This is a genomic window from Seohaeicola saemankumensis (assembly GCF_042678485.1).
GTDB classification, from domain to species: domain Bacteria; phylum Pseudomonadota; class Alphaproteobacteria; order Rhodobacterales; family Rhodobacteraceae; genus Seohaeicola; species Seohaeicola saemankumensis.
Genome location: NZ_JBHTKR010000004.1, coordinates 115,180 through 127,497 on the forward strand (window position 1 = coordinate 115,180; position 12,318 = coordinate 127,497).

At 59.8% G+C, this 12,318-nt stretch carries 11 protein-coding genes and 1 pseudogene; 6 read left to right on the forward strand and 6 right to left on the reverse strand.

The window, feature by feature from the left end:
* Nucleotides 1-293: 293 nt before the first annotated feature.
* From rpsT to mutM, 3 genes are all read right to left on the reverse strand, one after another.
* Complete coding sequence (gene rpsT, locus ACFQ3C_RS10270; RefSeq protein ID WP_380791364.1) at nt 294-557, reverse strand: 30S ribosomal protein S20; 264 nt, start codon at nt 555-557, stop codon at nt 294-296.
* A gap of 201 nt (nt 558-758) precedes the next feature.
* Nucleotides 759-1,535 (reverse strand): enoyl-CoA hydratase, encoded by a 777-nt coding sequence (locus ACFQ3C_RS10275; protein ID WP_380791366.1) that lies wholly within the window; start codon nt 1,533-1,535, stop codon nt 759-761.
* A gap of 64 nt (nt 1,536-1,599) precedes the next feature.
* Nucleotides 1,600-2,451, reverse strand: coding sequence for a bifunctional DNA-formamidopyrimidine glycosylase/DNA-(apurinic or apyrimidinic site) lyase (gene mutM / locus ACFQ3C_RS10280; RefSeq protein WP_380791368.1), 852 nt, complete (start codon nt 2,449-2,451; stop codon nt 1,600-1,602).
* A 108-nt stretch (nt 2,452-2,559) separates the two neighbouring features.
* On the opposite strand from mutM, the gene ubiE reads away from it, so the two are divergent.
* Both ubiE and ubiB read left to right on the forward strand, forming a co-directional pair.
* Complete coding sequence (gene ubiE / locus ACFQ3C_RS10285) at nt 2,560-3,312, forward strand: bifunctional demethylmenaquinone methyltransferase/2-methoxy-6-polyprenyl-1,4-benzoquinol methylase UbiE (RefSeq protein WP_380791370.1); 753 nt, start codon at nt 2,560-2,562, stop codon at nt 3,310-3,312.
* A 1-nt stretch (nt 3,313) separates the two neighbouring features.
* Entirely contained in the window at nt 3,314-4,849 is a 1,536-nt protein-coding gene (gene ubiB / locus ACFQ3C_RS10290) for a 2-polyprenylphenol 6-hydroxylase (protein ID WP_380791372.1), read from the forward strand.
* A 4-nt stretch (nt 4,850-4,853) separates the two neighbouring features.
* Here the strand turns inward: ubiB and ACFQ3C_RS10295 are convergent, their stop codons facing one another.
* The 3 genes from ACFQ3C_RS10295 to ACFQ3C_RS10305 form a co-directional block, all read right to left on the reverse strand.
* On the reverse strand, nt 4,854-5,690 hold the full coding sequence (locus ACFQ3C_RS10295; protein ID WP_380791374.1) for a phosphotransferase: 837 nt from the start codon (nt 5,688-5,690) through the stop codon (nt 4,854-4,856).
* A gap of 207 nt (nt 5,691-5,897) precedes the next feature.
* Nucleotides 5,898-6,551 carry a flagellar hook capping FlgD N-terminal domain-containing protein gene (locus ACFQ3C_RS10300; protein ID WP_380791376.1) on the reverse strand — a complete coding sequence of 218 codons (654 nt, stop codon included), beginning with the start codon at nt 6,549-6,551 and terminating at the stop codon, nt 5,898-5,900.
* Between the two features lie 9 nt (nt 6,552-6,560).
* A complete protein-coding gene (locus ACFQ3C_RS10305; protein WP_380791378.1) occupies nt 6,561-8,534 on the reverse strand; it encodes a flagellar hook-length control protein FliK in 1,974 nt (657 codons plus the stop codon).
* 109 nt (nt 8,535-8,643) lie between these two features.
* On the opposite strand from ACFQ3C_RS10305, the gene ACFQ3C_RS10310 reads away from it, so the two are divergent.
* The 4 genes and pseudogenes from ACFQ3C_RS10310 (at nt 8,644) to ACFQ3C_RS10325 (ending at nt 12,113) form a co-directional block, all read left to right on the forward strand.
* Nucleotides 8,644-8,943, forward strand: a complete 300-nt coding sequence (locus tag ACFQ3C_RS10310; protein WP_380791380.1) for a rod-binding protein — start codon at nt 8,644-8,646, stop codon at nt 8,941-8,943.
* The gene (locus tag ACFQ3C_RS10315; RefSeq protein ID WP_380791382.1) at nt 8,930-9,313 is read left to right on the forward strand and encodes a flagellar biosynthesis protein FlgN; all 384 of its coding nucleotides are present in this window, start codon (nt 8,930-8,932) and stop codon (nt 9,311-9,313) included. Before ACFQ3C_RS10310 ends, ACFQ3C_RS10315 begins: the two co-directional genes overlap by 14 nt.
* A gap of 212 nt (nt 9,314-9,525) precedes the next feature.
* A pseudogene (fliP, locus tag ACFQ3C_RS10320) lies at nt 9,526-10,095 on the forward strand (flagellar type III secretion system pore protein FliP); the annotation flags it as partial.
* 146 nt (nt 10,096-10,241) lie between these two features.
* Nucleotides 10,242-12,113, forward strand: coding sequence for an FAD-binding monooxygenase (locus ACFQ3C_RS10325; protein ID WP_380791384.1), 1,872 nt, complete (start codon nt 10,242-10,244; stop codon nt 12,111-12,113).
* The last annotated feature ends 205 nt before the right edge of the window (nt 12,114-12,318 follow it).

The window sequence follows — 12,318 nt, forward strand, 5'->3', positions numbered from 1 at the left end:
GGTGTGTTCGATAATCAGACGAAAAACCATGAGCAACTATGGCCTTTCTTCTGCTTGTCGACGCCGTCCAGCCTTTAAAACAAGGCTATTCAGCACCCCTGTCCCCCCAGGGCGAAGTGACTCGCAAGGTGAAATTACCAATTGCCGTGAAGCCTAAGCAACCGAACTATGACCTTGACTCACGCTTTTCGAAAAAGAATCTCTCGGGGGCGAAACGGTGCCCGTAAAACATGAAAAAAGCGCCGCCCGGTGAAACCACGGACGGCGCTTTTTGTGTCAATCGGTTAGGCTGTTCAGCCCAGCGCTTTGACCCGAGCGGCAAGGCGCGAGATCTTCCGGGCAACGGTGTTTTTGTGCAACACACCTTTGGTGACGCCGCGCATCATTTCAGGCTGTGCAGCCTGAAGTGCTGCGGCAGCGGCGGTCTTGTCACCAGATTCGATGGCTTCTTCGACCTTGCGGATGAAGGTACGGATGCGCGAACGACGGGCCTTGTTGACAGCGAAACGGGCTTCGTTCTGACGGGCGCGTTTCTTGGACTGGGGCGAATTTGCCATGATGTTTTCCCACTTTCCGGGTCAGTTGAATATCTATCGCGCAAAAGGCCCGGACCGGGTTTCATCAACCGGCTGATTCTGACCAGAGCGGGTCTCACGCGCATGTAGCGGGGTCCTTACGGGATTTCGCGCCGATTGGAAACCGCAAAAATAACAGGGCCGGCGTGTCTGCCGGCCCTCCCTCTGGCCCCCGGCCCTGATTCAGCGGTCGCGGAACTGGGGCGTGCGTTTTTCCATGAAGGCGGCCATGCCTTCCTTCTGGTCTTCGCTGGCAAAAAGCGAATGGAACACGCGGCGTTCGAACAGCAGGCCCTCGCGCAGGGTCGTCTCGAAGGACCGGTTCACGGCTTCCTTGACGACCATGACGGTGATCATGCTTTTCTCGGCGATCTTCTGGGCCGCGCCCATCGCCTCTTCCATCAGCTTCTTCGCGGGCACCACGCGGGACACGAGGCCCGAACGCTCGGCTTCCTCGGCATCCATGAAGCGGCCGGTCAGGTTCATGTCCATCGCCTTGGCCTTGCCGATCGCACGGGTCAGGCGCTGCGTGCCCCCCAGGCCCGCGACGACGCCCAGGTTGATCTCGGGCTGGCCGAATTTGGCGGTATCCGATGCGATGATGAAATCGCACATCATCGCCAGTTCGCACCCGCCGCCCAGCGCATAGCCAGACACAGCCGCGATGATCGGCTTGCGCACGCGCAGGATCTGTTCGCTTTCAGGCGTGAAGAGGTCACCCGCGAAGACATCCACAAAGGATTTCTCGGACATCATCTTGATGTCGGCCCCTGCGGCGAATGCCTTTTCCGACCCGGTGATGACGATGCAGCGCACCTTTTCGTTGTTCTGGCACCCGGTCAGCGCATCCGCCAGCTCGCCCAGCAGCTGGTCGTTCAACGCGTTCAGGGCATTGGGGCGGTTCAGCGTGATAAGGGCTACGTGGTCTTCTACTTCGACGATGATCGTCTCATAGGCCATGAATTCTGCTTTCGCTTGTTATCGACAAACCCGATTGAGTATCAGCTTGGCGGCGCGGATCAAGTTATCTTTGGCAGAGCGGACAGTAGAAGCTTGACCGCCCCGACTGCACGATCCGCGCGATGGTGCCGGTACAGCCTTCCGCGCGGCAGGGTTCCCCCTCGCGGCCATAGGCATCGAAGCTGTGCTGAAAATAGCCCAGTTCGCCATCGGCCTGCCGGAAATCGCGCAAGGATGATCCGCCAGCCTCGATCGCCTCGGCCAATACCTGGCGAATGACCGGCACCAGTCCGGCCACCCGCGCCGCAGCGATCTGCCCGGCCTTGCGGCGCGGCGAAATACGGGCGCGGAACAGTGCCTCGCACACATAGATATTGCCCAGGCCCGCCACGATGCGCTGATCCAGCAGCGCCGATTTCACGGGCGTGTTGCGCCCCTTGAAGGCCGCGACCAGATAAGGCTCGCTGAAATCGTTGCCCAGGGGTTCCGGGCCGATCAGCGCCAGCAGCTTGTGCTGATCGGCCGTTGCCGTCTCAAGCAGGTCCATCGCGCCGAAGCGCCGCGGATCGTTGAAGGTGATCCGCGCACCATTATCCATGTCCAGCACAACATGGTCGTGTTTTTCCGCCGCCGGGTGATCATGCACGAAGCGCCCCAGCGGATCGCCTGACACCAGCATCCGGCCCGACATGCCCAGGTGGATCAACAGCGTCTCGCCGCTGTCGAGATCGGCAAGGATGTATTTCGACCGGCGTCGCAGCCGCAGCACGCGCCGCCCGGTCAGACGCGCCGCCATATCCGCCGGAAAGGGCCAGCGCAAATCGGGACGGTTGACCCGCGCCAGTGCGATCACCTGCCCCTCCATCACCGGGGCAAGGCCACGGCGGACGGTTTCAACCTCGGGCAATTCGGGCATGGGGCCACCTTATGGGCATGACTGCGGCAACGGACGCGACAAGGGGCGCATTGCAGGCCCCTGTCCGCGCCCTATAAGAAGGGTGAGAACAAGGAACGGCAAGGCCAGATGGACGAGCAAGAGAACAGAACCACGCATTTCGGATTTCAGGATGTACCCGAGTCGGAAAAGGCCGGGCGCGTGCGCGGCGTCTTCGGGTCTGTCGCGTCGAAATACGATGTGATGAACGACGTGATGTCCATGGGCATCCATCGCGTCTGGAAAGATGCGATGATGGATTGGCTGGCCCCGCGCGCGGGCACCCGGCTGCTGGATGTCGCAGGCGGCACGGGCGACATCAGCTTTCGCTATCTCAAGCGCGCGGGATATGCCCATGCAACGGTTCTGGATCTGACCGAACCGATGCTGATCGAAGGCCGCAAGCGTGCCGAAGCCGAACAGATGGCCGGGATGCTGGACTGGGTTGTCGGCGACGCCATGGCCCTGCCCTTTGAGGACAACAGCTTTGACGTCTATACGATTTCCTTTGGCATCAGGAACGTGACCCGCCCGCAGGAAGCCCTGAACGAAGCCTATCGCGTGCTGAAACCGGGGGGCCGCCTGATGGTGCTGGAGTTCAGCCAGATCCCCAATCCGGCGATGCAATGGGCCTATGACCGTTATTCCTTCAACGTGATCCCGACCATGGGAAAGATCATCGCGAACGATCGTGACAGTTATCAGTATCTTGTTGAATCCATAAGAAAATTCCCGGATCAGGAAACATTCCTCGGCATGGTGAAATCGGCCGGTTTCGAACAGGCGAAATATCGCAACCTGAGCTTGGGAATCGCAGCGCTGCATTCCGGCTGGAAGATCTGAGATGCGCGGACCTCATAACATCTGGCGGCTGATCCGTACCGGCGCCACGCTTGAGCGGACCGGCGCGATGGAGGTTGTGCTTGACGCATTCAGCGCCCCGCGATTGGTACGGATCGTGCTGCGCGGCATGGTCTGGCCCTTCCGCTGGCTGGGCATCAAGGGCGATGTGACCATGCCCCCGGCAACGCGTGCCCTGACCGCGCTGGGCCCGGCCTACATCAAGTTCGGACAGGTGCTTTCAACGCGCCCCGATGTGGTGGGCGACGAACTGGCCATCCAGTTGCGGGTGCTACAGGACAAGCTGCCGCCATTTTCGATCGAACAGGCCAAGGCCAGCGTCGAGGCGGAACTTGAACTGCCGGTAGACGAGGTTTTCTCGGAATTCGGGCCGCCGGTTGCCGCAGCCTCCATCGCACAGGTGCACCGGGCGCGTCTGCGCGGTACAGGCGAGGACGTGGCCGTGAAGGTCTTGCGCCCAGGAATCGAGCGTGCCTTCCGCAAGGATATCGACGCGTTCTACTTTGCGGCCGGGATGATCGAATTTCTGTCGCCCGCATCACGCCGCCTGCGGCCGACGGATGTGATCACCCATTTCGAAGGCGTCGTGCTGGGCGAGCTTGACCTGCGGCTTGAAAGCTCTTCGGCCTCGGAATTCGCGGCGAATACCGTTGGGGACGCAGGTTTCGGCCTGCCGGAAATTCAGTGGATGTTCTCGGGCCGGCGCGTGATGACCATGAGCTGGGTCGGGGGCGTCCCGCTGGGCGACAACGCCGCCATTGACGCGGCCGGACATGACCGCCGCGTGCTGGGCGAACGCGTGCTGCAACTCTTTCTGAATCACGCCTTGCGGGACGGCTTCTTTCACGCCGACATGCATCAGGGAAACCTGAAGATCGCGGCCAATGGCGACATCATCGCCTATGACTTCGGGATCATGGGCCACATCGACGAATATACCCGCCGGGTCTATGCCGAGATCCTGTTTGGCTTCATCCGCAAGGATTACAAACGCGTGGCCGAGGTTCATTTCGAGGCAGGCTACGTGCCCGCGAATCGCGACGTGGATGAATTCGCGCGCGCCCTGCGGGCCGTGGGCGAGCCGATCTTCGGAATGGACGCGACCCAGATCTCGATGGGGCGGCTTCTGAGTTATCTTTTCGATGTCACGGAACGATTCGGCATGGAGACGCGGACCGAGCTGATCCTGTTGCAGCGCACCATGGTGGTAGTCGAAGGGGTAGCCCGCAGCCTTTATCCGCAAATCAACATCTGGCAAGTCGCGAAACCGATCGTCGAGGATTACATCAAGCAAAGCATCGGCCCCCGGGCTGTGCTGCGCGATCTTGGAAAAACCGCGCAAGTGATGGCGCGTTTCGGTCCGAGACTGCCCGGACTGGTCGAAGCCGCGCTGATCCGGCAGGCCACGGCGGGCGATCCGGAACCACGGCCCAGCCGTTGGGCACCTCTGCTCTGGATCGGCCTTGGCGCTCTGACAGGGGCCGGCGGCACGATCGCCACACTGGTTTTTCTGGGCTGACAGTTCAGCCCGAAAGATCCTTCAACGCCGCCAGCTCTGCCGCCAGTGCCGCGCCATAAGCCATGTCCGGCCTGTCCTGATGGATCTTCCACAGACAATAAGCAGCCATGCGCCAATGCAGAACGGGTTGAAGGGCATCCAGCCGGTCCGCCGCCGCCGGATCATCATATGCAGCAAGGAACGCGTGCTTTTCATCCGGCGACAAAACCCGGCCACGGGCGATCTGCTGCATGGCCGGCGAGAGGAATATCGCCAGATCAAGAACGGGATCACCCAAGGCCGGGCATTGCCAGTCGATCAGGACAGGAAGGGCATCCAGATCATCGGAGGTGCAGACAAGATTGTCCGGCACCGGATCGCCATGCAGCAGGCAACGAATACCTGACGGCGGCATATGTCGCAGCGGATCAGGCCGCGGAAGACGACCCGCTTGCGCCGCCGGTAGCGTGGCGATCATCGCACGTGTCTGTTGGGCCAGCGCGTCCGTCCCGTCCGGCGCGGCGGGCAGGGCCGTCAACGCGGCCGTGACGGGCCTTGCATGCAGCGCCTTGAGGGTTCTTGCCACCTTTTGCGGGCCTTCGCGCCAGACCTTTCCGGCCTGATGGCGATAGACAAGGAACGGGTCTGTTGATGACCCTGCTGCATATAAAAGCTGCGGTGCAAGGCCGGTTCCTTCCAGGGCTACAAGAACGCGCGCCTCATCCGGTGGATCGTTTCGAAACAACGGTGTGGCGGCGTTGCTGGCATAGCGCTTGACGACGCGAGCACCCCTTGGGTCCTCGACCTTCCATAGATGATTGGTGCGCCCGCCGCGCAGCACAGTCCAGGTTTGATCAGGCATGATCTGTCCAGACTTGATCAGGTCACTGACAACGGCTGAGGGCGGCATATTCTGTAACTGTGAATGATCAGGCATTCGCGCCGATTTCCGTCGGTGTTTTCATCGTTTCGCACGACCGCTGCCTTCCTTTCCGGAAAGGTGTGTCGGGATGCGTAAACCTGACGTAGACCGTCCTGCCGTCAAAGCCCAGACAAGATCAGAGCGAACTTAATTGCGCAATGCTTTGACCTGTTCGGCATCGATGCTGGCCCCTCCTTCCATGACAAGAACGGTTCGGCCGGCTTCAAGCCGTGCCTCTTCGATGCGGTGATAGACCTCTGCGGTGGTTGCGCCGGTCAGGCCGCCATCGATGTAGTTTTCAACCTCGAAACTATAGAGACCTGGGGCAAAGGACTGGCCTGCCGCGTCGCGGCCTGTCCATTCGAACATGTCCTGAGTCAGTGACAGGGGCAGGCTTTCCACGACCGTGCCCTGCGCATTGCGGATCACGATTCGCGCGGCATCGGCGGTCGGCGACACGGTGGGGTAGACCCTGACGGGAAAGCCGTCGAACTGGGCCGGCATCGGCGCGCGCGCCTCCATCCCGACCCAGGAAGCCAATTGGGCCATGCCCATCTGACCCATCTGGCCGGACAAACCGGACAGCAGATCATTGGTCATGACCTGTTGTTCCACCGACGAGAAAGTTGCCAGCTGCACGGCAAAATCAGTGGATTCAATCGGGTTGAGAGGGTCCTGATTCTTGAGCTGCGTTGTGAGCATTTTCAGAAATGTCTCAAAATCCGAATTGATGACGGGCCGCGGCGCGGCTTGCGCCGTTTGTATCGCAGGGCGCGTGCCCACAGTGTCGATGCTTGTCATGATCTCTTCCTATATCCGAATATCAAGGCCGCTATCCTGACGGCCCGCACGTGTCGCGGGGGCGGCTGCCACCCTGTCGCCCGATGCACTGGATGGCGTGGCGGCGTGGCCACCGTCCTGGCGGTTTTCCTGTCCTTGTTTCTGCTGACCGAATGAGAAATTGATCGTCCCGTATCCCAGATGGCGGAATTCCTGGGCAAGCTGGTCGATATGCCGCCGCATCAGGTCCAGTGTTTCGGGCCGTTCCGCCAGAATATTGACGGCTATCCCACCTTCAGCCATGGCCATGCTGATCCGTACCTTTCCCAGCTCCGCCGGGTTCAGATGCAGGTCAACAGGCCCGTCGGCGGCGCGTGTCGCGACGTCGGCAATCTGCTGGGCCACATGTCTCGGCAAATCGAGCCGCGGCATACCGGCTTCGGGACGCGGCAGCGCGGTTGAGGTGCCGATCGGGGAAATCGTGGTGAACTCTGCCGCGTCCTCTGTGGTTTTCTTGTCAAAAAACCCCTCCATGATCGCAAAGGCATGCCCGGCATGGTTCATCGCAAGTGGGACCATTTCTTGCGCGCCTTGCACACGAGGCGGCACCGAAACGGGAACCTTCGGCGTATTCACCAGAGTTTTCTCAGGCGCAGCAGACACTGTTTCACCTTGAGTCGGCGACGTCTGACTTTCTGTGCGCCAAGCGTTGCGGGTAACGATCTCTGCTTTCATGGGCACAGGTGTGGCATTGCGTGATCCCTGTGTCGTTGCAAACGGGACTTCAGTCTTGGGGCGCGTTTGATCAACGCGGCCTGGCAATGACGGGTTCAATGGTACAGAAGACAGCATGACAGGGTCCGCCGCCACCCGGCCAGGCGACGTCGGCAATGGCGCGGGACCGGCAGCGGCGCCCGCAACAACAGCAGCATGCGTCTGGGCCGATCCAGGGGAGGACGTCTGTCTTTCAGCGGCCACCGACAGCGGAATTTGCGCGGCTGGAGCTTCCGCCGATGGTATGGCTTTGGTCACACCCGAAAACGCAGGATCGGGCCTGACCAAGACCTGTTCAACCGCGCGTCGTGGCAGCAGGCCGGCAGGCACATCCCCCGGTTCCGCGGTAGCTGCAGATTTTGGATTTACGGGAGCGTCTTGCCAAAACCCGCCACCTGAAAAAGACGCCCCGGACCCGGCGGGCACAGCAATGCGGCCCCATCCCAAGGCCGGCGTCGATTCGGGCACACCCGCTGATCCGGCAGGAACATCACGCCCGTCCCGGGTCATTGGGGCAATCGGACTGCGCGCGGCGCTGGCTACGATGGTGAATTCCTGCAAGGACATGGAAGCACTGCTGACCTTGGTCCCGCCACCGTTCTGGATTGTTTTGTCGACCGGGGCGAAGAGCGCGAAATCAGCGCCCGGATCCTGATCGCCGCCCAATGGCTTGACTATATCGAACGGCACGCCTGACACGTGCAGGTATTCCGCTGGCGAGTCCGGTCTGTGCACAAGGGTCTCTGAATCCGCGGTTTCATCGACATTCTGATGCCAGGACGCCGCCTGCACCGATTCGGCAGCGCGTGGGATCAGCTGGAAAACAGGGGGCCGCAGGCTGACGGTATCGCCGATGAAAATGTCCGAGCTGTCAGTTTCCGGGCCCGTGGCGGATTCTGCCAAAGTTGCCGGGTCATCGACCCCGGCGGTTTGTGATTCTGGCAGATATGTCTCTGATTCAGCTTCATCTTTTTCCGATGCCGGGCGCAGGGGTATTTCCGATTCCGGGCGCGCCGTTGCTTCGGAGGCGGAACCGGTTTCTGTTGCATGTGTCGCGCTGGGCGCAACCTTGTCGATCTGCGCCATGAAATCCGCGAAATCAGGCAGATCCGTCAAGAACGGCTGTGCCTGACCGTCAGTTATCTCGCCGACGGAGCGAACAGGCAGCATATCCCCCTGAGATACAGGAAAGCTCTGGGGGAAGGTGGGCGTCAGCGGCGCAAGGGACATTCGGTTCTCCGAAAAAATCTGTCTTGTCCCATGATGCACACATGTCGTTACCGGTTCTTTACCACCAGCAGGGCATGCTGGAAAAAATCACAGCAATTGGAGCAAACCCATGCCACAACCTCCTTCCTCCGCCCTGCCCTCCCAGATTTTGCAGGCGCCTGCGCCGAGACCGGAAAAGTCACCGCTGCGCGCCGCCGCCGAACAACTGGAGGCCGGTTTTCTGGCCGAAATGTTGAAATCCGCGGGGCTTGGCAACACCAGCCCATCATTCGGAGGGGGCGCAGGAGAGGATCAGTTCGCATCATTCCTGCGTCAGGCACAGGCCGAAAGCATGGTCAAAGCCGGCGGAATCGGCCTTGCCGAAACCCTGTATCACGCCTTGAAGGAGCGTCAGCATGAAAACGAGTGACCCGGTCCCGTCGAAACCAAACGCGATCCCGCCAATTCTGGGGGAATTGGATGACCTGCTGGAGCGGGAGCGCGACGCGCTGCTGGCCGGCGATCTTGAGGGGCTGTCCCGAATCCTGCGCGAAAAGGAACAGGTGATCGACCGGTTGAACCAGCTTCTACCGCCGACCTTTCTCGATCTTGATGTCCTGAAGGACAAGGCGCTGCGAAACCAGGCGCTGCTGGACACCGCACTGGAAGGAATACGCGCCGTAGCCGACCGCGTTTCGGCCCTGCGCCGCGTCCGGGACACGCTGGAAACCTATGACCAGACGGGCCGAAAGACGACCTTTGAATCCATGCATAAAGGCCGCGTGGAAAAACGCGCCTGAGCGAAGATTTGCGTCAAATCCTTCGCAAATCCGGGTGTCGGCTTAGGACTCCCTTAGGACTCGGCGGTCATGTTGGCCTGGCATCCAATCGGATGGCGCAAGTAGCGGATCGATCCGTTTCTTGCAGATGTCAGAAGGCAGGCGTCCGGACGGTGTGTCCGACTTCATGTACCGGCGCAAAACCGCGCCACGAGTCAAAGGAAATTCAAGCTATCGCCATCATGGTGACCTGCTTTCCTTTTCTGGTGACCGTTCTGGCAATCCTCAGGCAAGCCATTGGATTGCAGCAGTCACCTCCGAATATGCTTATCGTCAGTCTCGCATTGTTCCTGACCTATTTCATCATGGATCCGGTGTTCAGAACGGCCTGGAACGACGGCCTTCAGCCCCTTTTGCAAGAGACAATCGGAATCGAGGAAGGGTTTGAGAGGACAATGCAGCCTTTCAAGATATTCATGGCCGGACGCCTTGATCCCGATACATTCACGTCAATGGCGGAACTTCGCCCCGATGCAGCCGGTATGCAACCTGGGCCAGAGGCCCCCCTTTCCATTTTGGTGCCAAGCTTTCTGTTATCTGAAATCGCCCGGGCTTTTCAGATCGGCTTTCTGATTTTCCTGCCCTTCCTGATCATCGATCTGGTCGTTGCAGCCGTTCTGATGTCGATGGGCATGATGATGGTGCCTCCAGCGATTGTATCCCTGCCGTTCAAGCTGGCATTCTTTGTCATCGCGGATGGGTGGCATCTGCTGGCGAGTGCGCTGGTCAGGGGTTATTCCTGAAGGGGTCTCATCCTGTCGGCGTCACTTACGTCAAGCTGACCCCAAGTGGGCATGTTTCCGAATTACGGTACGTATGCTTATGATATTGACAGGACATCGCGGCATGGCTTATTAATAAGCATACTTATTAATAAGGATGAACCCAAATGCAGTATCATCTGAATGGATTTCGTACCGGCGATCCCGCGATTGCCAATGGCATTGCCCGCGACACCGCCCCGCGCGGCAAGGTGGATGTTCTGATTGTCGGCTGCGGCCCGGCAGGCTTGACGCTTGCGGCCCAGTTGTCAGCATTTCCGGAAATCGTGACGATGATCACGGATCGCAAGACCGGCCCCCTGGAGGTTGGCCAGGCTGATGGTATCGCCTGCCGTTCGGTCGAGATGTTCGAAGCCTTCGGCTTTGCGGAAAAGGTTCTCAAGGAAAGCTACTGGGTGAACGAGGTTGCTTTTTGGCGACCCGGTTCGGATGACACGCCTCTTGTCCGCGCGGATCGTATCCAGGATGTCGAAGACGATCTTTCCGAAATGCCTCATGTCATCCTGAATCAGGCACGCGTCCATGACTTCTATCTGGAAATGATGCGCAATTCCTCCCGCAGGCTTGAGCCCGCTTATGGGCGTGAACTGGTTGATCTGAAAACCACGGATGATCCGGATTATCCGATCCTTGCAACCTTCCGGGATTCCGGGGATGCGGGACGCACCGAAATCATTCGGGCCCGATACGTCGTGGGATGTGACGGTGCGCGAAGTACAGTTCGCCGATCCATGGGATATGAGTTGAAAGGCGAAGCAGCACGCCAGCTCTGGGGCGTGATGGATGTTTTGGCCGTGACGGATTTCCCGGATATCCGGCTCAAGGCCGCGATCCAGTCGGCCAAGGATGGCAGTATTCTGATCATCCCACGCGAAGGTGGATACATGGTCCGGCTCTATATAGAACTGGACGCGTTGCACGGAGACGAGCGCGCCTCGGATCGCAACGTGACATCCGACATGCTGATCGAGAAGGCCGGAAAAATCCTTGCGCCCTATTCACTGGACGTAAAGGAAGTGGCCTGGTGGTCTGCCTACGAGATTGGCCAGCGTGTATGCGACGGTTTCGACGATGTACCCGAAGATGCGCGGGGCGCGCGTATGCCGCGGATCTTCATCGCCGGTGACGCCTGTCATACCCATAGCCCGAAAGCGGGGCAGGGAATGAACGTGTCCATGGCGGATACTTTCAATCTTGGTTGGAAATTGGCCGCCGTCCTGCGCGGGCAATCCACGCCGGCACTGCTGGATACCTATTCCGAAGAGCGGCGCGCCAAGGCCAAGGAGCTGATCGACTTTGACAAGGACATGGCTCGCCTGTTTAGCGCCAAACCCAAGAATGCGACCGAAGCCGCACAATTCCAGAGCTATTTCAAGAGGCACGGCCGCTATACGGCCGGTGTCGAGACGAAATACGCACCATCGCTGCTGACCGGCAGTGGCGCATATCAGACACTTGCCACAGGCTTCAGAACGGGTATGCGATTTCATTCGGCGCCGGTCATACGCCTGGGCGACGCGAAGCCAATGCATCTGGGACACACCCTCAAGGCTGATGGCCGCTGGCGCCTTATCGCCTTTGCGGCACAGGGCGATACAGGTCAGCCGGACATGGATATCGCTGAACTCTGTCGCTTTCTGACTGCGGGACCAATCGCGCGCTTTACACCTGCAACCGCCGATGTCGACAGCGTGTTCGATCTGCGTGCGGTGTTCCAGGCGTCACATCGCGACATGGTAGTCGAGGCATTGCCCGCTCTTCTGCTCCCGCGGAAAGGGAAATACGGACTGGTCGACTATGAAAAGGCGTTCTGCCCCGATCTGAGGAACGGCAACGATATCTTTGACCTCCGGGGCATAGACCGCCAGCAAGGCGCGCTGCTTGTCGTGCGCCCGGATCAATATGTGGCACAGGTCCTCCCCCTGAAGGCGTATGACGAAATCATGGCCTATTTCGACGGATTCATGATCCCCGCCTGATCTGCGGTCAGACCAGTGCAGTGAGCTACTCCCCGACTCTTGGACAGATTTCCGGGTTATTTAGGCTACTGCCTGCACCTGCTGATCGGTCACATCCTGCTAGGACAGTGAGTACCACGGATAGATCCGAACCGCACACAGAAGGATCACCGCAGGAAACCGGTGGCGCTTGAACGGCTGCTTGCGCGACAGAGAAACGGCCTGG